This window comes from Methylococcus sp. S1M (assembly GCF_051295855.1).
GTDB classification, from domain to species: Bacteria; Pseudomonadota; Gammaproteobacteria; order Methylococcales; family Methylococcaceae; genus Methylococcus; species Methylococcus capsulatus.
Genome location: NZ_JBPDXO010000006.1, coordinates 180,521 through 201,138 on the forward strand (window position 1 = coordinate 180,521; position 20,618 = coordinate 201,138).

General features: G+C 60.4%; 17 protein-coding genes. 12 read left to right on the top strand and 5 right to left on the bottom strand.

Annotated elements, in window-relative coordinates; translation table 11 throughout:
- Positions 1 to 40: 40 nt before the first annotated feature.
- Positions 41 to 844 (top strand): bifunctional hydroxymethylpyrimidine kinase/phosphomethylpyrimidine kinase, encoded by an 804-nt coding sequence (gene thiD / locus ACSHWJ_RS12100; RefSeq protein WP_218797351.1) that lies wholly within the window; start codon positions 41 to 43, stop codon positions 842 to 844.
- 3 nt (positions 845 to 847) lie between these two features.
- Here the strand turns inward: thiD and recJ are convergent, their stop codons facing one another.
- Both recJ and ACSHWJ_RS12110 read right to left on the bottom strand, forming a co-directional pair.
- Positions 848 to 2,647 (bottom strand): single-stranded-DNA-specific exonuclease RecJ, encoded by a 1,800-nt coding sequence (gene recJ, locus ACSHWJ_RS12105; protein WP_432539824.1) that lies wholly within the window; start codon positions 2,645 to 2,647, stop codon positions 848 to 850.
- Between the two features lie 61 nt (positions 2,648 to 2,708).
- Complete coding sequence (locus ACSHWJ_RS12110; RefSeq protein ID WP_282213560.1) at positions 2,709 to 3,620, bottom strand: hypothetical protein; 912 nt, start codon at positions 3,618 to 3,620, stop codon at positions 2,709 to 2,711.
- A 734-nt stretch (positions 3,621 to 4,354) separates the two neighbouring features.
- Here ACSHWJ_RS12110 and ACSHWJ_RS12115 point away from each other — a divergent pair.
- The 9 genes from ACSHWJ_RS12115 to ACSHWJ_RS12155 all read left to right on the top strand — a co-directional run bounded on the left by ACSHWJ_RS12115 (position 4,355) and on the right by ACSHWJ_RS12155 (position 14,713).
- Positions 4,355 to 5,182 (top strand): ABC transporter permease, encoded by an 828-nt coding sequence (locus ACSHWJ_RS12115; RefSeq protein WP_010959971.1) that lies wholly within the window; start codon positions 4,355 to 4,357, stop codon positions 5,180 to 5,182.
- Between the two features lie 2 nt (positions 5,183 to 5,184).
- Entirely contained in the window at positions 5,185 to 6,438 is a 1,254-nt protein-coding gene (locus ACSHWJ_RS12120) for an ABC transporter ATP-binding protein (protein WP_010959970.1), read from the top strand.
- A 9-nt stretch (positions 6,439 to 6,447) separates the two neighbouring features.
- Complete coding sequence (locus ACSHWJ_RS12125) at positions 6,448 to 7,719, top strand: polysaccharide pyruvyl transferase family protein (RefSeq protein WP_432539823.1); 1,272 nt, start codon at positions 6,448 to 6,450, stop codon at positions 7,717 to 7,719.
- 42 nt (positions 7,720 to 7,761) lie between these two features.
- Positions 7,762 to 8,556 (top strand): sulfotransferase family protein, encoded by a 795-nt coding sequence (locus ACSHWJ_RS12130; RefSeq protein ID WP_333688381.1) that lies wholly within the window; start codon positions 7,762 to 7,764, stop codon positions 8,554 to 8,556.
- Positions 8,557 to 8,632: 76 nt separating this feature from the next.
- Positions 8,633 to 9,640 carry a glycosyltransferase family 2 protein gene (locus tag ACSHWJ_RS12135; RefSeq protein ID WP_161625754.1) on the top strand — a complete coding sequence of 336 codons (1,008 nt, stop codon included), beginning with the start codon at positions 8,633 to 8,635 and terminating at the stop codon, positions 9,638 to 9,640.
- Positions 9,641 to 9,748: 108 nt separating this feature from the next.
- Complete coding sequence (locus tag ACSHWJ_RS12140; protein WP_143708451.1) at positions 9,749 to 10,798, top strand: glycosyltransferase family 2 protein; 1,050 nt, start codon at positions 9,749 to 9,751, stop codon at positions 10,796 to 10,798.
- Positions 10,799 to 10,824: 26 nt separating this feature from the next.
- Entirely contained in the window at positions 10,825 to 12,657 is a 1,833-nt protein-coding gene (locus ACSHWJ_RS12145) for a glycosyltransferase family 2 protein (protein ID WP_432539822.1), read from the top strand.
- Between the two features lie 23 nt (positions 12,658 to 12,680).
- On the top strand, positions 12,681 to 13,616 hold the full coding sequence (locus ACSHWJ_RS12150) for a glycosyltransferase family 2 protein (protein WP_010959964.1): 936 nt from the start codon (positions 12,681 to 12,683) through the stop codon (positions 13,614 to 13,616).
- The gene (locus ACSHWJ_RS12155) at positions 13,613 to 14,713 is read left to right on the top strand and encodes a glycosyltransferase family 4 protein (RefSeq protein WP_432539821.1); all 1,101 of its coding nucleotides are present in this window, start codon (positions 13,613 to 13,615) and stop codon (positions 14,711 to 14,713) included. Before ACSHWJ_RS12150 ends, ACSHWJ_RS12155 begins: the two co-directional genes overlap by 4 nt.
- 141 nt (positions 14,714 to 14,854) lie before the next feature.
- Here the strand turns inward: ACSHWJ_RS12155 and ACSHWJ_RS12160 are convergent, their stop codons facing one another.
- The 3 genes from ACSHWJ_RS12160 to ACSHWJ_RS12170 all read right to left on the bottom strand — a co-directional run bounded on the left by ACSHWJ_RS12160 (position 14,855) and on the right by ACSHWJ_RS12170 (position 18,215).
- A complete protein-coding gene (locus tag ACSHWJ_RS12160) occupies positions 14,855 to 15,421 on the bottom strand; it encodes a hypothetical protein (RefSeq protein WP_432539820.1) in 567 nt (188 codons plus the stop codon).
- A gap of 184 nt (positions 15,422 to 15,605) precedes the next feature.
- Positions 15,606 to 16,652 (bottom strand): alginate O-acetyltransferase AlgX-related protein, encoded by a 1,047-nt coding sequence (locus ACSHWJ_RS12165; protein WP_238536835.1) that lies wholly within the window; start codon positions 16,650 to 16,652, stop codon positions 15,606 to 15,608.
- A gap of 6 nt (positions 16,653 to 16,658) precedes the next feature.
- On the bottom strand, positions 16,659 to 18,215 hold the full coding sequence (locus tag ACSHWJ_RS12170; RefSeq protein ID WP_432539819.1) for an MBOAT family O-acyltransferase: 1,557 nt from the start codon (positions 18,213 to 18,215) through the stop codon (positions 16,659 to 16,661).
- A 249-nt stretch (positions 18,216 to 18,464) separates the two neighbouring features.
- On the opposite strand from ACSHWJ_RS12170, the gene ACSHWJ_RS12175 reads away from it, so the two are divergent.
- Complete coding sequence (locus ACSHWJ_RS12175; protein ID WP_432539818.1) at positions 18,465 to 19,595, top strand: glycosyltransferase family 4 protein; 1,131 nt, start codon at positions 18,465 to 18,467, stop codon at positions 19,593 to 19,595.
- Positions 19,592 to 20,566 (top strand): UDP-glucose 4-epimerase family protein, encoded by a 975-nt coding sequence (locus ACSHWJ_RS12180; RefSeq protein WP_432539817.1) that lies wholly within the window; start codon positions 19,592 to 19,594, stop codon positions 20,564 to 20,566. Before ACSHWJ_RS12175 ends, ACSHWJ_RS12180 begins: the two co-directional genes overlap by 4 nt.
- Positions 20,567 to 20,618: the final 52 nt, after the last annotated feature.

Consider the following 20,618-nt stretch of genomic DNA (forward strand, 5'->3'; position numbering starts at 1 on the left):
ATGTCGCGCCAAAGCGACATTTGACCCCATCGGAACTTCGATGACAACTCCCAGCCACCAGCCAGCCATCGTCCTCAGCCTTTCGGGGCACGATCCTACGGGCGGCGCCGGCATTCAGGCCGACATCGAAGCGGTCGGCGCAATCGGCTGCCGGGCCTGTACGGTGATCACCGCGCTGACGATCCAGGACACCTCGAACGTACATGCCGTGCAACCCCAATCCCCTGACGCCTTTCTGGCACAAGGGCGCGCCCTGATCCGCGACCTGCCGGTCGCCGCAGTGAAAATCGGCCTGCTCGGCAGTGCGGGAATCGCCCACTGCGTGGCAACCCTGCTGGACGAACTCGGCGGCGGAGTCCCGGTGGTGCTCGATCCCGTCCTCGCCGCCGGCGGAGGCACCGATCTGGCCTCGGAAGAACTGATCGAAGCCGTGCGGACCGAACTCCTGCCGCGCGCAGTCCTCGTGACACCCAACGTGCCGGAAGCTTCCCGGCTCGGCGGCGGCGCGACCGAAGCGGAAAATGCGGAGCGGCTCCGCCTCCTGGGCTGCCCGAACGTCCTCATCACCGGCACCCATGCTCCCACGGACGACGTCGTCAACCGGCTGTATTCATCGACCGGGAAGCGGGACTACCGGTGGCCCCGGCTGCCTTACAGCTATCATGGCTCCGGCTGCACCCTCGCCGCCTCCGTGGCCGGGTACCTCGCCCTGGGACACGCGATGGATGCCGCCGTCGAGTGGGCCCAGCGGTTCACCTGGCAGAGCCTCAGGGCGGGCTGGACTCCCGGCGGCGGACAACATCTCCCCCTCCGCGGTCCGTTGGGCCGACAAGCCGCCGGATGACGGCTAGGACACCGGCTCCATGTACTCGATGCCGAGCTGAAGGTTGGAAACGCCCCGGAACTCGTTGACGTCCAGCCGGTAGGCCGCGCGCAGCCGCCGGCACCCCAGCCATGCCGGCGGATCGGCGACGAAGAACGCAACCCCTTCCACCTGGCGCGCCGCACCCGGCACCTCGAGCGTCAGCCGGAGATGCTTCTCACCGACGATCTGCATGCCCAGCACGTCGAACTCCCCGTCGAACAAGGGCTCCGGGAACCCCTGGCCCCAGGGGCCGGCATCGCGCAGGCAGCGCGCCGTGTCCAGATGGAAGTCGTCCGGCGGCAGCTCCCCATCCGTCACCACCGCATGCTCCAGGTCCACCCCTTCGAGCACACCCGCCACTTCCGCCTCGAACGCCTCCGTGAACGCCGCCAGACGGCTCTCCTCCAGGGCGAGGCCGGCCGCCATCGCATGACCGCCGAAGCGGACGATCAGGCCGGGATGGCGGGCCGCTACGGCGCACAGGACGTCGCGCACGTGCACCCCGGCGATGGACCGCGCCGACCCCCTGAGCAACCCATCCTCACCCCGTGCGAACGCGATCACCGGCCGATGCAGCCGGTCCTTGATCCGCGAGGCCAGAATGCCGATCACCCCCTGATGCCAAGCGGGATCGAACACGATCGCGGCAGAGCCGCTCCAACGATCGGATTGCCGTGGGAGCGGCTCCGCCCCGATCCGCAACATCGCCCAGGCCTCGGCCTGCATCTGGGCCTCGATCGTCTTCCTCTCGCGGTTCATCCCATCCAGCCGTTCCGCAAGCTCCTTCGCGGCGTTCATGTCGTCCGCCAGCAGGCAGGCGATGCCCAGGCTCATGTCGTCCAGCCTGCCGGCCGCGTTCAGCCGCGGTCCCAGCGTGAAACCGAGCGTGCCCGCCGTGGGAGCGGCGCCACCGCGCTTCGCGTCGGCCACCTCCAGCAGCGCCCGAATGCCGGGGCAGGCCCGGCCCGCGCGAATCCGCTGCAATCCCTGATGCACCAGGATACGGTTGACCCGATCCAGGGGAACCACGTCGGCGACGGTTCCCAGGGCCACCAGATCCAGCAGTTCCGCCAAATTCGGCGGCCGCCGCCCCCCTTCGAACCAGCCGCTCTCACGCAGACGGCTGCGCAGCCCCGAAAGTACGTAGAAGATGACGCCGACGCCCGCCAGCGCCTTCCCGGGAAATCCGTCGCCGGGCAGATTGGGGTTGACGATCGCATCCGCCGCCGGCAACGACTCCCCGGGCAAGTGGTGATCGGTGACCAGCACCTTCATGCCCCGCGTCCTGGCCGCCGCAATGCCGGCATGGCAGGCGATGCCGGTGTCCACGGTGAGAAGCACATCCGGGGGCGTGGCGCCGCCCCGGAATATCAGTTCGACCAGCTCCGGCGTGAGGCCGTAACCGCAAGTGAAACGGTTGGGCACGATGAAGGATACCCGCTCGGCGCCCAGCGCCCGCAAGCCACGCATCGCCACCGCGCAGCTCGTCGCACCGTCCGCATCGAAATCGGCCACGATCATGATCGACTTCTGCCCACGGATCGCCGCCTCGAGCTCCGCCGTCATCGCATCCATGCCTTTCAGCAACGACGGCGCCGGGAGTTCGTTCAGCGAGCGCCCCAAGTCTTCCGGCGTGAAAACCGAACGGTTTTGATAGAGACGGGCGAGCAAGGGCGAAGCGTCCGGCGGCGACGCTAAAGACATTCTCTTCGCAAGTTCCCCACCACCTTGCAACGAGCGCCGGACGATCCTCTTCTGTATTGGATGGTAAAGCTTAGCCATCGATAAGCCGCAAAAGCTCGATCATCCGACACCGAGTCCAATCAAACCGAACGAACCCTATTCAAGTCGCTCCGGCCGCAAATTTCAACATGTTATCAGCAAATTCAGGATATTCTGCAAATTTCCTTGTTACCGAATCACGAAAATACGAAACGAATGAATCACTGTGATCATACTTGGATTCCACCGAACACGCCTTTAATGCCATCGAAGCCCATTCGGCATTCGGGGTCAGGCATAGAAATTTCTCCATATCAACCAATACATTCCAGCCAAGATCAAATTCAAAGAAATCATAGAAACGATTTGGCTCAGATGATTGGAGCCTCTTAAACCAAAGAATTTCGTCAAGGATCAACTCCAGCACATCCTCTTCGGACTGTTGCTCGAGCCCCCTACCAAACAAGCCGACATGCCCGGTCAAAATGTTTGATTTAGCACAGTCCATGGGATTCCTTATGGGCATCAAAAACCTTATCCTCGGCTCTTTCTCAAGCAACTCGAAGAGTTCAACACCACTCGACCGGATATGATTCGATATCCGCAAAGAGTCCTTCCAGAACAAGCTCTCGATATTTTCTTTCACTAGACCAAGAGCAGCTTCCCTGAAAAGGGTTGACGTATTGTATTTCTCATCAAAGGCATGCGAGTGAACTATGGACCCGCCATACTGCCCTCGCCTCCCGCCTTTCGATATATAGATAGAGTAACGCAAGAAATTCTCGAACACCTTGTCATCATAATGCGCAATCCAGTCTAGCCTGCTATCACCAAATACTCGCTGGCCACCATGATTCAGCACCTGACATTTAGGATGGAGAAATAGAACTGATGCGGTCAACGTCGTCAGATTGCGGTAAGGACCCAAGACCATACATACCGTCCGCACCGAATCCGTATTGATCGCTCTTGATCTCACCAAATCCCATTCCTTGCGAAATCTTTCTACCAAAAACCCAAAGTCAATCACCATAAAAAAACCAAAGTCAGCATGAAGACAAAAATTTCATTATCACCGCATTCAGGACACCACGCCAATGCCTTAAGAACTGCGAAACGCTGCGCACCCCAAAAACACCTTCAGTCAGACCCAAGCCGCCGCAGGCCGAGCAGAGTCGAAGCTGGCGACAGATCGCTTCGCCCCCCATCAACTTCGTTCAGGGCTAGCCGCCTGGCGGACAGCACAACTTGACGGGATCGTGGGACAGCCTCCATTATCAAAACGCAGTTCCTAAGCCTGCTACGGCTCCACTCTCTCCTCAAACCGAAAATGTGGCGAACCGATCGAATCAGCATCAAAGCGGCTTGTCGCTCCCTAAAAGCAAGCCGCTCGAACGATCCGACACCCATTCCGGCGAGCCCGGCGCCTAGGCGTGATCTCCTCATCTTCGATCCATACGCTGCCGCGCATGCGGTAATCAGCGAATCTTGGACGCCCCTCGGCATTTGCTGGTAAAATTTGCTTCCGATAGACGCCTGCGATGCCACATCCAGAGCGCAAGGGCGTGGTGGCGAGGCACAACTGGTATCATCGGCACGTCCCGCAGATTACACACTGGTACGTTACCGTTTATTTCATCCTCATTATATATGATCAGGAGGTCATCAGCACCAGAAAAATAACGACAATCACCGGAATCAGATCACTAAAAACACCCCAGCCTAAACACGCGCGAAAACTTTACGTCCACCACAAATCCAATCTCCGTGTCCAGCCATCCAGAAATCATCATAGAAGCAGGAAAAAGCGAACACCATTACTGGAGAGATGTCTGGCGTTACCGTGAACTGTTTTATTTTCTGGCATGGCGCGACATTCTGGTCAGGTACAAACAGACGGCGATCGGTCTGGCCTGGGCGCTCGTTCGGCCTCTGTTCACCATCATCGTGTTCACCCTGATTTTCGGGCGTTTGGCGCGGCTTCCCTCAGAGGGAGCACCCTATTCAGCACTGGTATTGGTCGGCATGATCCCCTGGCAGTTTTTCGCAAGCGCCGTCAATGAGGCGAGCCTCGGTCTCGCCAACAAGGAGAACATCATCACCAAGGTCTACTTTCCGCGCATCATCATTCCGATCAGCGGGGCCATCGTCAACTTGGTCGAACTCGCCGTCGGACTGGCGATGCTGGCCGTGTTGCTGGCCTGGCAGCAGGTCGCCGTGACCCTGAACATGCTTTTCCTCCCGCTCATCCTTCTGCCGGCCCTGCTGCTGACTTTCGGCTGCGCCGTGTGGGTTTCCGCATTGAGCGTACGCTTCCGCGATTTCCGCCAGGTCGTGCCGTTCGCCTTGCAGATGGGCCTCTACATTTCGCCCATCGCCTACAGCGCGGCGATCATTCCCGAGCGCTGGCGCGTGTGGTACGCGCTCAACCCTTTCACCGGGATCATCGAGGGACTGCGCTGGTCGGTCTTTGCCAGTTCGCCGACGCCGCCGCTCCAGGAGCTCGCGATATCGCTGGGCATCGCCACCCTCGCCACCGCCAGCGGCATCGCCTATTTCCGCAGCATCGAAAAGCGTTTCGCCGAACTGCTCTGAACATGTCTTACGCCATTCAGGCCGAATCCGTCGGCAAGTCCTTCATCCTCCACCATCAGCGCAACCGCCCCAACGACAGTCTACGGGACGCCCTGGCCGGCTCGTTGTCTCACCTCGGCCGGTCGCTCCTCCGTCGGGATGAGACCGACCAGACGGAAGAATTCTGGGCACTGAAGGACATCTCTTTTGGAATCCGCCCAGGCGAGAGAATCGGGCTCCTGGGCCGGAATGGCGCGGGCAAATCGACCCTCCTCAAAATCCTCTCCCGCACGCTGGAACCTTCCACCGGAAGGATCAGAATCCGGGGACGCATCGCCAGCCTGCTCGAGGTGGGCACCGGTTTCCACCCCGAATTGACAGGGCGGGAAAACATCTACTTCAATGGCGCCATGCTCGGCATGTCGAAGGCCGAAATCGGCAGGAAGTTCGACGAAATCGTCGACTTCGCCGAGGTCGAACAGTTCCTCGATACCCCGGTCAAGCATTACTCGTCCGGCATGTATGTCCGCCTCGGTTTTGCCGTCGCGGCCCATATCGATCCCGAGATTTTGATCGTCGACGAAGTCCTCGCCGTTGGCGATGCCCGATTTCAGAAAAAATGCATTGGAAAGATGCATGAAATCAGTGAGGAAGGACGAACCTTGCTGTTCGTCAGCCATAACATGCATTCCATCATGCAATTGACACAGCGGGCACTGGTGCTCGACCGGGGCCAAATGGTTTGCGATGCAGATACTCGCGATGCCGTCACCAAATATTTGAGCGCCGACGCCGGAGAAGATATCAGTTTGCCAATGAGAACCAAGGTAGACTGGATTGACGATGTAAATTTCCGTTGGTTACGCCAGGAAACCGATATCGGCTTCAACAAGCCGCTCAATTTCCAATTTTGCTTCACCACTGAGCAGCACACCTCGCGGCTCGTTGTCACTATCGGCTTCATCAATACCATTGGAGCGCTGGTATTGACTTGCAAAGCCGAACTGGACCATCTCGAACCTGGGCCACAACAATTTAGACTCCGCATCAGCGACCACCACCTGACACCAGGAACCTATTTCGTCCGACTGGATTTATGGGGTTCCGACGAACATCTCCTGGAGCAGGATAACGTTTGTACAGTCGATCTGTTTTCAGCAAGTACGGACGATCGTCTTATCCAGAGCATCGCGCGCCGCAGGGGAGACAAACTCGGATGCTACGCCCCCATTACGCTTCAAATTCTCCACGCGTCAGAAAGCCATCAACACGATTAACGAATAGCCATGCGATTGCCCCGTGTTCTTTTTACACGTCTTCCGACAAATACTCGCTATCCATTCGAAGGCCAACTGCCTCTTTCGGACAGCATACCACGCCCGGCCAGAGCATCTTTGCGTAATATAGAAACAAATGTTTCGCTCACCGAAAATACCGGTAACATGCTTATCGGCGAGTCATTAAGTCGAATCCTGGAACTCAACCGACCCCGTTCCTGCCATCTGAATCTCACACGGCTACTGGCGCTAGGATGGAGTGCCGAACGCATACGGGATGAAATCCACAAACACTTCGATTTAGTTGTGTTTCTGATGGCAAATGCCATCAGGAAGGATTTCGACCTAGGCAACCTTGCCGATGCTGTAAGCGCGCTCGAAACCGACTTCATGGTTTTCGGTATAGGCATGCAGGATTCTTTACCCCCTACCCTCTCGACCTTACCCGAAGGTTCGCAGCGACTGTTACGCATGTTTGATCAAAAGGCGCTCATCTTCGGTGTACGAGGAAAAGAAACGGAAAACTGGCTTCACCAGGTCGGATTGAACCGTGCAAAGGCACTTGGATGCCCCAGCCTTTATGTATATCCACAGAACCTGCTCGCTGTCTCTCCTCCCTCAGGAGGAAGCAACGCCATGGCAATTGCTTCTGGACATCTCATCAACCCGTCGATAAGGAGCCAGAAACTCATATCACTGTTTCGCGACGCGGATAGCCATTACATCATGCAGGATGAATTCCTAGCTATTGCCAGAACCTGCAAGGATGACGAAAGATTATATAATGATGCGACTGGTAGAGTCCGGACTGAGCTTTGCAGACCGATATTCGAACGCATTCTGGGCAGCAGGATTCCATTCAAAGATTTCTGGTATTTTCAGAATCTCGACGCCTGGCGAGTTTTCTGCGCCCAAGCAGATTTCTATCTGGGAGACCGGTTCCACGGCGGCATTGTCGCCATGCAGGCCGGGATACCAAGTATCTTTATCTGGAACGATCAACGTGCTCGCGAATTGACCGATTTTTTTGCACTCCCGAACATCTCAGTCGCCGACATCGGCGACGCCAAAGCGCACGATCTGGTCGACAGTTTGCTCACCAAGCAGGCATTCACGGAGTTCCGAGACACCTATCGGCAACGGCTGGATGTCTTCGTACGCACTCTCGGCGAACATGGAATACGCCTGGATATTGATAGCCAATACTACACATCAAAGAGGGAGGATATGCGGCAAATCGTCTATAAGACGTACAGGAAATTTTTCCGCGGATTCAATTGAATTCCGCATCCACCTCCATTCCCATAGAGCCCAGAAAGCAGCATGGCTTTTCATAAAAATTTGACCCGCGTTGAACGTGCTCGGCTCGCGGTCACCCAACTCATCTGCCCGATAACCCGCGACGCCCTGCGCGTGATCCCGCTCACGGATTTCATTTTTGGAATTTATATTTCGAGCCGCTATCGCTACGTATACATAGACAACCCGAAGACGGGCTGCACCTCGCTGAAATCCGCCATGGCCGAATTGGAACTTCGGGGGAGGAAGAGTGACCTCGATCCGCTGAACCTCGAAGTCATTCACTATGACTCCTCCCCCCTCAAATCTTTCGTGCCGATCTTTCCAAAGCCGACCCTAAGCAACCTGATCAAGAATAACTACCGCTTCGTAACTTTCGTTAGAAACCCTTATCAGCGCTTGCTATCCTGTTACCTCAACAAATTCGACAACAGTACCGCAAAGGATAACCCCCAAGCTCGAAGAATGCCCCGCGGTGCGGCCCCCGGCAGTTTTTCAGAGTTCATCGATGCCATCATAGGCCAGACCGACCATGACATGGATCCGCATTGGCGGAGCCAGTCCATCAACATTCATTACAGCAGGGTTCCATATGCCTACATCGGTCGATTTGAAAACTATGCGACAGACTATGTGACTACGTTTCATAAACTGGGTATCCCAGCAGATGAAATCCCGACGCTGCGGCATCTCAACAAGACGGGAGCCGGACGCGCCAGCCTCCATGAATTCTATGACAAGAAGAGCCAGGATGCAGTTTACGCCAGATATCAGGATGATTTCGTGAACTTCGGCTATCCCTACGAACTTCCGGATTAGCCCGCCGTGGCATACAACACCATCGAATCAAGCGATTCCGGTCGCCAACTCCAAAGTCGTGACAACTCCCGCACCCGTGCCAAGAATTACCGTCTTGTTGCCGGTATATAATGGTGAACAGTATCTGCGCGAAGCGCTGGACAGTCTTCTGACGCAGACCTATCGTAATTTCTCACTGCTCGCGGTCGATGATGGTTCGACGGATTCCAGCTTGGAGATCCTTAGATCCATCAAGGACCCTCGGCTTTCCGTGAAGGTCAACCCCAGGAACCGAGGGCTGATCAATACCTTGAATGAAAGCCTGGATCTCATTCAGTCCGAGTATGTCGCCCGCATGGATGCAGACGACATCGCGACACCTTATCGGCTGGAAGAGCAATTGGCGTTCATGGATGCCCACCCGGACGTCGGTTTATGCGGGGGGTACTACGAGCGCTTCACGGATACAGAAAGCATCGTGGTGCGCCCTCCAACCACTCATGAGGACATCAGTTACGCGCTGATTTTCGACAACGTGATGGCTCACAATACCGTCATGTTCAGGCGCAGCGTGCTGGAGCGTTACCGGCTCAGATACGATCCGGCGTTCGCCTACGCCGAGGATTACGAATTATGGGTCCGTTTCGCGCGCTACAGCCGTCTAGCCAACCTGCCCCGCGTGCTGGTCCGGTACCGCTTTCATCCGGCCAATACCAGTTCCCGCTTCAGGCACGAGCAGCAGATCGCCGCGGCGAAGATAAGGCATATCCACCGGACCAATCTCGGACTCGAGCCCCGGCCCGGCGATGCCGCATTGCATCGCCAGTTGTTCGACATGCGCTTCGAGGGGGATTTACCGGAGCTGACGGCGGCAGGCATCTGGCTTTCGAAACTCTATCGTGTCGGCGTCCGGCGTTGCCGCCAGAATCCCGTGAGCACCTTCCTCGAATTCAACAAACTGTGGTATTCAGCCTGCGGCAGGCTTGCCGATCACGGACTGAAAGTATTCGCTCAGTTCCTGCGGCAGCCCTTCGGTTTTCTGGGAAATCCGGCCTATACACTCAAGTTGGCCTACCGTTGCTGGAGACGTATCAGGATCGCGTGAGACACGAAGGCGCCAACTTGGTATCCTTAGCTTCACCCGCAGCAATGGCATTGTTTGGTTGCCGGTTTCACAGTGCATAGTGGCCCCCACCATGTCCCTCACCGCGACATGACACATCATTCCCGCCCTCCCGGCCACGCCCCGCGCGTGACCATCCTCATGCCGGTCTATAACGGCGAGAAGTATCTCGCCGCTGCCATGGAGAGCATTCTCGACCAGACCTTTCGGGATTTCATCCTGCTGATCATCGACGACGGATCGAGCGATTCCAGCCTCGCCATCGCCCGGTCCTTCGGCGATCCCCGCGTGCAGGTGGAGCGAAATCCAAAGAACCTGGGACTGGTGAAGACGCTGAACCGGGGGCTCGACCTGGTGCAGACCGAGTTCGTGGCCCGGATGGATTGCGACGACATCGCACTTCCAGACCGTCTCGAGAAGCAGATCGCTTTCCTGGACGAGAATCCCGACATCGGCATGTGTGGAACCGCCTATGAGCTGTTCCACGAATCGCTCCGGCAAACGATCCGGCCGCCATGCCGGCACGAGGAGATCGTCTACGGGCTGCTCGACGACAACGTCTTCCTTCACAGTTCGGTGATCGTCCGTATGGAAGTGCTGAACCGGCACGGCCTCCGCTACCGGGAGGACTACAGGCTTGCGGAAGACTACGAGCTCTGGGCAAGGCTCGCCCGCTATACGCACATCGGCAACCTGCCCCAAGTCCTGGTGCGTTACCGCTCCCATCCCGAGAACGTCAGCAACACCAACAAGGGAGAACAGATAGCCACCCGCGACCGGGTCAGGCTCGAACATCTGGAATCATTCGGATTGGCGCCTGCCGCCGACCAAAAGACGCTCCACATCGACCTGTTTTCCCTCGCCTTTCAGGGCTCCCCGGACCAGCTGGCCGACGCCCGCCGCTGGCTGGAAGCGCTGGCACGGGCGGTGTCCACCCGATGCGGCCTTCCGCTGGGACGGCTCCATCGCGATTTCGCCCTGCTGTGGTATTCAGCCTGCGGACGCTCCGCTCACCATGGCCTCACCGTCCTGTTCTCCTATCTGAAGTCGGCGATGGCCTGGAAAGGCCCCAAAAGCTATATACTCAAGCTGCTTTTTCGCTGCCTGATGCGTGACCCCATCCCGGCCGTCACGAAGTAGCCCGATTCCCTCTTTATCGCCCCCCGATGCGTACCGTCCGTTTCCGGATCAACCCGACGATCCCTCGCCATACCCTGCTGCCAGGATTCCTGACGCGCTCGCGCGTGGTGAAAACCTTGCGCTATACCGCGCTGTCGGTGTTCGGCCTGCCGTTCATTCCCCTCTATCGGCACCCGCTGGGACACGCCTTGAAGCGCGCGCTTGGCATGCTGCTGGCCGGGGAAATCAAAAAGGCGGCCATGCTGCTCCTGGGTACCTTGAATCACACGGTGTTTTACGCCCTTTGGGTCCGGCATCCCTGGGGCGAGGCGAAGATCCGTTCCAAGGTGGAGACCTCTCACCTCCACACACTGGACATCGCGTTCGTCGTCGGGTCCACCGGTTCGGCGTCTCCGGACGACATCGAGGTGACGCTGGAATCGATCCGCACCCAGGATTTCCAGGGGCTCGTCAGCCATGTCGCCGTCATGGAGCCGGACTTGCCTCCGCTCAGCTTCCGGGCGGCCGTGCCGGAGGGCTCGGAATTCGTGTGTTTCCTGCAGGCGGGAGACAGACTGACCCCCGATGCGATCAGCCGGGTCGCTGCGTGCATCGACGGCTATCCGAAATTCAAGCTGATCTACAGCGATCACGATTACTTGATCAAAGGGAAGCACCGCTGTTTCGCCGAGTTCAAACCGGACTGGAACTACGAGCTTTCACTGGCCCGGTTCTATCTCCAGACGCCGGTTTTCTTCAGTGCCGCCAGTCTGGAAAAGCTCGGCTTCTCGGCGCTTTCCGGGAACTGCGCTCTCCCCGATGTCATATTCAAGATTTACGAAAACCATGGCAGCGAGAGTATCGCCCACATTCCGGCGATCCTCTGCCATCGCCCGTATTCTCGCCGCGAGGATTGCGGGGAGGAGCTCGAAATCTACGGCAGGGCGGTCGCGGCCCATCTGGGGCGGCGGGGGGAGCCTGCCAGGATCGAACGTAGCCGGGAAGCGACCCGCGGCCTCTCGGTCCATTTCCCACCGGCCCCGGAACGTCCCCTGGTCTCCATCATCATCCCCACCCGGAACCGGGCCGACCTTCTGCGCAATTGCATCGAAAGCATCGAAGCGCGCACGGCGTACGACCACTACGAGATCCTGGTCATCGACAACGGCAGCGACGAAGCGCAGACGCTGGACTATTTCCGCGAGATCGCAGCCCGGGGGGTGCGGGTGATTCCGGACTCCTCCCCGTTCAATTTTTCGGCCATCAACAACCGGGCGGCCGAGCATGCCCGGGGGCAGTATCTGGCCTTCCTGAACAACGACATCGAGGTGATCACCCCCGACTGGCTGGGCGAGATGCTCGGCCTCGCGGCCCGGCCCGGCATCGGCGCCGTGGGCGCGCGTCTGTGGTATCCGAACGACCGCCTGCAGCATGCCGGCGTGATCCTGGTTGGCGGGGTGGCCGGACATGCCCACAAGTTCCTGCCGCGCGGCTTGCCCGGCTACTGCGACCGGGCGGTGCTGCTGCAGGAGTTCTCCGCCGTCACCGCCGCCTGCATGGTGATCCGCAAAGCGAGCTTCGTGGACGTCGGCGGCTTCGACCCGGACCTGGCCGTGGCATTCAACGACGTGGACCTCTGCCTGCGCCTGAAAGCCGCCGGCTACCGGAACGTCTGGACACCCGCCGCGGAACTCTACCATCACGAGTCCTTGAGCCGCGGCAACGACACCGCGCCGGACAAGATCGAACGATTCCGTCGGGAATGCGCCTACATGCGCGAGCGCTGGGGCGATTTCCTGCGCAACGACCCGGCCTACAGTCCCAACCTGGCCTGGGACAACTACGACTTCTCGCTGAGCTGGGAACGGCCGAAGTTCTGAACGCCCTCCGCAAGACTTCGAACATGCCAGGCATCGACATCGTCATCGTCAACTGGAATTCCGGAAACCAGCTCCGCGAATGCCTGCGGTCGATCGGAAATCTCGTCGGCGAGGCGGAACCACTCACGGTGACCGTGGTCGACAACGCATCCTGCGACGGCTCGGCGGACGGTTTGCCGGAACCGTCCTGCCCTTTGCGCGTGATCCGCAATCGGGCCAACCTCGGCTTCGGCCGGGCCAGCAATCTCGGCGCCCGCGAAGGAAGCGCCGACTATCTGCTGTTCCTGAACCCGGACACCCGGCTCCATCCGGGCGCCCTGAGCATACCTCTAGGGTTCATGGAATCGGAAACGGGAAGGCACGTTGGCATCTGCGGCGTCCAGTGTCTGGACGAGACCGGCGGCGTCGCCCGCTGCTGCGCCCGCTTCCCCACCGCCTGGCGGCTCGTCGGCCAGGCGCTCGGGCTGGACCGCCTGTTTCCGCGCTGGATCCCTCCCCACTTCCTCGGCGAATGGCCCCACGACAGCGACCGCGACGTCGACCAGGTGATCGGCGCCTTCTTTTTCGTGCGGCGTGCCGTGTTCGAGCAACTCGGCGGTTTCGACGAACGCTTCTTCGTCTATTACGAAGATCTGGACTTCGCCCTGCGCGCCCGCCGGGCTGGCTGGGGCAGCCGCTATCTGGCGGGAGCCAGGATATTCCACCGGGGCGGCGGCGTGTCCCGTCAGATCAGCGCGCGCCGGCTCCATTACCTCACTCACAGCAAACTGCGCTACGCCCGGAAGCACTTTGCCGGGATCGATGCCTTTCTGGTCTCGGCCGCCGTATTGCTGCTGGAACCGCTGGCACGTTCGGCCTATGCCTTGGGGCGGGGCAGGCCGGGCGAGTTTGCCGATACCTGGAAGGCTTTCGGCGGGCTTTACGCCTCGCTCTGCCGGCCTGGGGAAAACGGCCGATGAGGATTCTCGCTCTCACCCGTTACGATACGCTGGGTGCCAGCAGCCGCGTGCGGTTTTATCAGTATTTCCCGTATCTGGCCGAAGACGGTATCGAAATCGAGACTTCTGCCTTCCTGTCCAACGCCTACCTGGTGACCCTGTACGAACGGCATGACCGCCAGCTTCGCCACATCGTCCCGGCCTATTTCCGCCGCCTGCAAGCGCTCGTCGGGGTTCGGCATTTCGACCTGCTGTGGATCGAAAAGGAACTGTTCCCCTGGCTCCCGGCGGCGGCGGAAGCCGTGCTGAAATGGCTGGGCATCCCGTACGTGGCCGATTACGACGATGCCGTTTTCCACAACTACGACGGACACCGGAATCCGCTGTTCCGGACCTTGCTGGGCCGCAAGATCGACGAGGTGATGCGCAATGCCGGGGTCGTGGTCGCCGGCAACCCCTATCTGGCAGAGCGGGCGCGGCAGGCGGGCGCGGCGAAGGTGGAAATCGTTCCCAGCGTCATCGATCTCAACCGCTATCCCGAACCTGAAACCGCCCGGCCGCGGGACCCGGCCAGGCCAGTCCGGATCGGCTGGATCGGTACGCCCTCGACCGCGCCTTTTCTCCGGCGCGTGCGCATGCCTTTGCAGCGGGTCGCCGATGCGCCGGATCTGCGCCTGGTCCTCATCGGCACGGGCGACACGGATGTCGGGATTTCCGGGGCCGAGCGCCTCGCCTGGTCCGAGGAGCGGGAATACGAGCTGCTGGAGACGCTGGACATCGGCATCATGCCCCTGGCCGATCTCCCCTGGGAACGCGGGAAATGCGGCTACAAGCTGATCCAGTACATGGCCTGCGGCAAACCCGTCATCGCGTCCCCCGTGGGCGTGAACGCCGAGATCGTCGAACACGGCGTCAATGGATTCCTCGCCTCCAGCGACGGCGAATGGACGGAGGCCATCACGGCGCTGGCCAATGATGCCGCGCTGCGGGAGCGCATGGGCAGGGCCGCCCGCGAAAAGGTCGTGCGCACCTATTCCGTCCAGAGCCAGCTCCCCCGGCTGCGGGAGATACTGGCATCTGCCTGCCGGCCCCAGGGCTGCCGAAGGAGCCATTCATGAACCCGGACCACGGCGGATTCACGCGAGCCGGGCTCTCCGAGTGTCGTAAACCTCAGCCAGATCGGCCGCCATCATCCCCGCCGAAACACCAGAAACGCCACCGGAAGGCGCCATGCCCTCACCACAATCTGGACCCCGCCATCACTTCGCCCCGGAACCGATGGGGCGGATCGCCACCCCTGCGGGCCAGGAAAACCGCCAGCCATACCTTCGTGAGTCGGGAATCAAATCCTGCCGGGCAATGAAGCGGGCTGGATTCACCGGGCCACCGGTGGTTCCGGCCGAAACCGCCTGCGACGAGTGCTCCGGTTCCTCGCTGCCTATTTCAACACCTCTGGACGCCATACCCATGCGATGGAAGCGGCCATCGCCACGCGGCACTGTGACTTCCCATCGAGCCGGTTTCTGCATCCTTCTTTTCCAAAAAAAGCTCTCCTGCCCGGACCGCGCCTTCGCCCCCAAAGCGATGGACGATGCCGTGTCTGCATCAAGTTTCTGGCGTGGTTTTCCGCCCAAGGGATCCGGGCGCTCATTTCGGCCCACCGCCTCGACGACGCGCCGATGCCCCGAAGACCGGGTGATCCCGGTCGATTCCTTCGACTCGCCGCGGACGATCGCCTTGCTCCGCCATTTCGTCCCCGGGGTCGTCGTCAACGGCACGCGAATCGTCGCGCACGAAATTCCCGGTACGATCGATGCGCCCTTCATCGACACACCCATCTCCGTGACCGGGGCAGGCACGGGATCCTGGGGCGATTGCGACCGACGCCAACGAAAACTGCGGCGTGCCCCCCCGCTGAGATCGGCATTGGAAGACCTGCGTACACACCCCTTCTGGACCGTCGCGCCCGCGACACCATCCGACTCCGGCGGCAAAAAGCTGCGGACACGGTCACCGCGCCGCCATCTTTTTCATCTCTCCCGAGATGACTTCGCCCAGGACCCGATACCCTTTCGTACTGACATGGGTATCGTCCGGCAGATAGAAATCGACTTCTTTTTCCGCATGCCCACGGAACGGCGCCAACATATCGACTGTGGCCACTCCCGCATCACCCAGCCTCCGGATCACGGTGGTATACCGGTCCGCATCCGGTCTGCCGACGATGAAACGGGCGTAGACACTCGACTTGTTTGGCACCAGCACGAAAATAAACCGCCCCTCCGCCGCCTCGATACGGCGCTGGATGGCTGATATAGAGTAGACGGCTTTGCCGATCTGCTCATCGCTCCAGCTGCCCTCCGCATCGTCTTCGTAATAATAAAGAATCCGGTCCGAACGACGGTTGGAAAAAAGATCGCGGGACGTCAGCGGCGCGTTGACTGCCACGCCATGGATCGTGGCGTCACTGCCCAGCAATGCCTCCAAAACAGCGTTCTTGAGCACTTTGAGCAAGTACACGACGTCGGTAGGGATTTCTCCCCCTGTTCTCCTGGAGGTTGGAATCTCGCCATGAGTAAAAGCCTCGAACGGCTTCACCGCCGATTTGTCTCGGGACTTCGATTTGCGGCAGGTTCCGATATTCCCGAAACGGCTGGGAAAGAAACGCTCCAGGCTCTCCACGATGACCGTCCTGCCGGCCAGAACGCCGTTCGACTCCAGCATTTCCAGCCACTGCTCGATGCAGACGAATTGCTCATAGTTGTGCGATGCAACGTTCAAACCCCGCTCCCGCCCGACCATGGTCTGCCAGATGTTGGCTAGCGAGAACGAATCGCCCAGCACCAGGATTCCGGCTGCTTTCATGTCCGGAAAATTGCCATCGATGGGCATTTCCGGCAGCGGCTCCGTCCAGCCGAATTCACGCTCCGTCCATCCGCCGACGCGCGTCAGGTCACCGCTCAATGGCTCGGCATAGAATCCGGCACCGAAGATGACGAGCAGCCCCGCCGCCGTTGCGCCGAAAAAGCGCAGCAAATAGCGTTTATCGTATGACATCGACGATCAGAATTGGTAATACAAGAAGGCGCTTATTTTGCTGATGCTGGACAGTGCCACGGCCGCCATGCAACCGGAAGCGAGTGCGAGCCAGAACGTGAAGCGCGGATGGGATAGAACACGATGGTCTTTCCTGCACTCGGGCAGTATCAAAGTCTGACTGTTGGGAAACCCCCAAATCAGCAGAAATCCGGTAAGCGCCAGCAAAGTGATTTTCACGCCCCCCAGAAGATTCAGCGCGGCATTGCCTTCGAACCAGCCCGTGAATACGAGCCCGTTTGCGGTATTCACCCCGTGGCTCCGCAATATCTCTCCAATGCCCTCCAGCTTTTGCGATACTGCCAGTCCGGACAAACCCACGCAGCCCTTGGCTACGAGAAGGCCGGAAGTCAGGGAGTCCGCTCGGAACATGACCCACGCGATGACCACGCAGAAAAACGTGACCAGAACCCCTGCCACCCTTGCCATCCCGACCGGCTCGCCCGGGGGAAATCCGAACCTCCTGCGCAGCGCGTGCCAGGCATGATTCACGACCAGGAACGAGCCATGTAATCCGCCCCAGACGACGAACGTCCAATTGGCGCCGTGCCACAATCCGCCCAGCAGCATCGTGATCATCAGGTTCACATGGCGTCTCGCCGGTCCCAGACGGTTGCCTCCCAGCGGAATGTACAAATAATCCCGCAGAAAGGCCGACAATGTCATGTGCCAGCGCCGCCAGAACTCGATGACGTTCCAGGCCTTGTAGGGCGAATTGAAATTCAGGGGGAGCTGGACGCCGAACATCCGCGACAGACCAACCGCCATGTCGGAATATCCTGAAAAATCGAAATACAACTGGAAAGTGTAAGCCAACGCCCCGGTCCAGGCCATGATGAATTTCGGCTCGAAGCCGTCCTTTGCCGCGGCGAATACGGGGTCGGCATACTCCCCGAAGGAGTCGGCCAGCAGGACTTTCTTGGCCAGACCGATCGTGAACAGGGTCAACCCTATCCCAACGTTCGAATACTGCGGCCGATAGATGGAGGCCGATGCGAACTGCGGCATCATCTGTTTGTGATGCAATATGGGCCCCGCGATGAGATGGGGAAAATAGGTTACGAACAGTACATAGTGGATGAAATCGTACTCTTTGGCGATACCGCGAAATACATCGACGAGATAAGCAATCTGAGTGAACGTAAAAAATGATATTCCCAGGGGCAGGACAATCTTTGCCAGATCGATATTCAGACCAAAAATATCGTTGATGCTGTCGATAAAGAAATTGGCGTACTTGAATACGCCAAGCAGCATCAAGTCCGCGAGGATACCGGCGGCCAGCAGATACCTCGCCGTCCTGGGATCGCGCGCATGCCCGATGGCATAGCCCGTTGCGTAATTGAATGCGATCGACGCGAGCAGCAGCGGAACGAATTTGACATTCCACCAGCCATAAAAGAACAGCGATGCCGCGGCGAGCCACAAAGCGGCCAGCTTACGGCTGTGTCTTGCGACAAGGAAAAAACCGCCCCACACGAGGGGCAGATATCCAAGAATGAATCCGTAGGAATTGAACAGCATGAGATCATTGCCGATAAATGGTTTTGCCGGCGCAGCTGCCCGAACCGGTTTCTATGCTGGCGGGACGAGGAGGATGAATTCTAGCGATACCCGGCTGACGGACGCAAATCAAACGGGGGAAAGCGGCACATTCGGGCTTGCATCCCACAACGGTGGTTTTGCCGTGTAGAATCGCGGACCGGCCTTCATTCGCGGCGTTCGGCCCGCCGTCCCTGGCATCTTCATCGAATATTCTGAAAGCGCATTCCCATGCCCCAGCCGCACCTCCTGTTCGTCGTCACCGAGGACTGGTTCTTCTGCCTGCATCGCCTGTCGCTGGCGGTCGCGGCCAAACGAGCCGGCTTCGAAGTGAGCGTGGCGACCCGCGTCGCCGAGCACGGACACATCATCGAATCCGCCGGACTCCGCCTGATCCCGCTGCAGCTGTCGCGGCGCAGCAGGAATCCTTTGACCGAAGCCCGGCTGATCGCGGACCTGGTGGGATTGTACCGGCGCGAGCGCCCGGACATCGTCCACCATGTCGCCATGAAGCCGGTGATCTATGGCTCGCTCGCCGCGCGCCTGACCGGCCGGCGCGCCGTGGTCAATGCGCTGACCGGCCTCGGTTTCCTGTTCACTTCGGACCGCCCGAGCGCGAGGCTCCTGCGCCCGCTGGTCGAGGCCGCCTTCCGGCGCCTGCTGAATGCCCCGGTCTGCCGGACCATCGTGGAAAATCCCGACGACCTGCGTCAGCTCACTGACGACGGCGTGGTCGAACCCGAACGCATTCGCCTGATCCGCGGCTCGGGCGTGGATTTGGCGAAATTCACGCCGAGCCCCGAGCCGGAAGGTCCGCCGCTCGTGGTGCTGCCGGCCCGGATGCTGTGGGACAAGGGCGTGGGCGAATTCGTGGAAGCCGCCCGGCGGCTGCGCGAGGCAGGGATACGGGCCCGCTTCGCCCTGGTGGGTCAGCGCGACGCAGAAAACCCTTCGGCCATAGCGGAAGCGCAGTTACGGGAGTGGGAACGGTCGGGCGTGGTCGAGTATTGGGGATTTCGGAGCGACATGCCGCAAGTGCTCGCGCAGTGCAACATCGTCTGCCTGCCGTCCTACCGGGAAGGACTCCCGGTATCCCTGCTCGAAGCCGCCGCCTGCACGCGGGCCATCGTCACCACCGACGTGCCCGGCTGCCGGGAGGCGGTCCGCCACGAGTACAACGGACTGCTGGTTCCACGCGGCGATCCGGCGGCGCTCGCCGCCGCCCTCAGCCGCCTCATCGCCGACCCGGCAACGCGCCGCTTAATGGGCACACGCGGCAGGGCCCGGGCGGAAGAAGAATTTTCCCTGGAGAGCGTCGTGGCCCAGACGCTGTCCCTGTACCACGAGATGCTGGCACGATGAGAATTCTGGTCACGGGCGCCAACGGCTTCGTCGGACGCCACCTGACGGCCCTGCTCGTCGACCAGGGACATTGGGTCACCGCCGCGGTCCGGCGTGAAGGCGCAGCGCCGCCGACGAGTATCGCCGAGATGCGGGTCGTCGGCGACATCGGACCGGACACCGATTGGGATGGCCTGCTCGACGGCGTCGACGCGGTGATCCATCTCGCCGCCCGGGTCCATGTCATGCGCGAAACCGGTCCCGCCCCCCTGAGCCGGTTCCGCCAAGTCAACGTGCTCGGCACGGAGCGCCTCGCCCGGGCCGCCGCGCGCACCGGCGTCAGACATCTCGTCTACCTCAGCTCCGTCAAGGTCCATGGCGAAACCAGCCCGAGCGGGGCTCCCTTCACCGAAGCCATGGCACCGGCGCCGGAAGACGCTTATGGGATCTCCAAATGGGAGGCCGAACGGGCGCTCGCCGAAATCGCGGCAGAAACCGGGCTGGGCGTGACGGTGTTCCGGCCGCCGCTGGTCTATGGTCCCGGCGTCCGGGCCAATTTCGGGCGGCTGGTCGAAGCGGTGCGGCGCGGCGTTCCGCTGCCCTTCGGCGCCGTGCAGAACCGCCGCAGCCTGGTCTACGTCGGCAACCTGGCCGATGCGGTCGCCACCAGCCTGCTGAGGGCCGATGCCATCGGCCAGACCTTCCTGGTCAGCGACGGCCCGCCCCTTTCCACGGCGGAACTGGTCCGGAGCATCGCCCGGGCAATGCACCGCAAACCCAGGCTGCTGTCCATTCCCCCGGCGCTGCTGCGGGTGACCGGCGCACTGACCGGGAAGCGCGCCGAAATCGGCCGTCTGCTGGGCGATCTCGCCGTCGACGACTCCCTTCTGCGCAGCCGCCTCGCCTGGCAGCCGGCCTACGGGCTGGAGGAAGGGCTCGCAGCGACGGTTCGGAAGACGCCCGCACGCTCCCGCGGGGTGCATCGGATATAATCGCGGAATTCCGGGGCGACCCGGCCATCCCTCTCATCTCGCACGGAGACCA

Excerpts from the sequence above, each read along its gene's own strand:
- ACSHWJ_RS12130 (WP_333688381.1), top strand. The coding sequence starts at position 7,762 with ATGGCTTTTCATAAAAATTTGACCCGCGTTGAACGTGCTCGGCTCGCG.
- recJ (WP_432539824.1), bottom strand. The coding sequence starts at position 2,647 with ATGGCTAAGCTTTACCATCCAATACAGAAGAGGATCGTCCGGCGCTCG.
- ACSHWJ_RS12180 (WP_432539817.1), top strand. The coding sequence starts at position 19,592 with ATGAGAATTCTGGTCACGGGCGCCAACGGCTTCGTCGGACGCCACCTG.
- thiD (WP_218797351.1), top strand. The coding sequence starts at position 41 with ATGACAACTCCCAGCCACCAGCCAGCCATCGTCCTCAGCCTTTCGGGG.
- ACSHWJ_RS12140 (WP_143708451.1), top strand. The coding sequence starts at position 9,749 with ATGACACATCATTCCCGCCCTCCCGGCCACGCCCCGCGCGTGACCATC.
- ACSHWJ_RS12145 (WP_432539822.1), top strand. The coding sequence starts at position 10,825 with ATGCGTACCGTCCGTTTCCGGATCAACCCGACGATCCCTCGCCATACC.
- ACSHWJ_RS12165 (WP_238536835.1), bottom strand. The coding sequence starts at position 16,652 with ATGTCATACGATAAACGCTATTTGCTGCGCTTTTTCGGCGCAACGGCG.
- ACSHWJ_RS12170 (WP_432539819.1), bottom strand. The coding sequence starts at position 18,215 with ATGCTGTTCAATTCCTACGGATTCATTCTTGGATATCTGCCCCTCGTG.
- ACSHWJ_RS12120 (WP_010959970.1), top strand. The coding sequence starts at position 5,185 with ATGTCTTACGCCATTCAGGCCGAATCCGTCGGCAAGTCCTTCATCCTC.
- ACSHWJ_RS12110 (WP_282213560.1), bottom strand. The coding sequence starts at position 3,620 with ATGGTGATTGACTTTGGGTTTTTGGTAGAAAGATTTCGCAAGGAATGG.
- ACSHWJ_RS12160 (WP_432539820.1), bottom strand. The coding sequence starts at position 15,421 with ATGAAGGGCGCATCGATCGTACCGGGAATTTCGTGCGCGACGATTCGC.
- ACSHWJ_RS12175 (WP_432539818.1), top strand. The coding sequence starts at position 18,465 with ATGCCCCAGCCGCACCTCCTGTTCGTCGTCACCGAGGACTGGTTCTTC.
- ACSHWJ_RS12125 (WP_432539823.1), top strand. The coding sequence starts at position 6,448 with ATGCGATTGCCCCGTGTTCTTTTTACACGTCTTCCGACAAATACTCGC.
- ACSHWJ_RS12150 (WP_010959964.1), top strand. The coding sequence starts at position 12,681 with ATGCCAGGCATCGACATCGTCATCGTCAACTGGAATTCCGGAAACCAG.
- ACSHWJ_RS12155 (WP_432539821.1), top strand. The coding sequence starts at position 13,613 with ATGAGGATTCTCGCTCTCACCCGTTACGATACGCTGGGTGCCAGCAGC.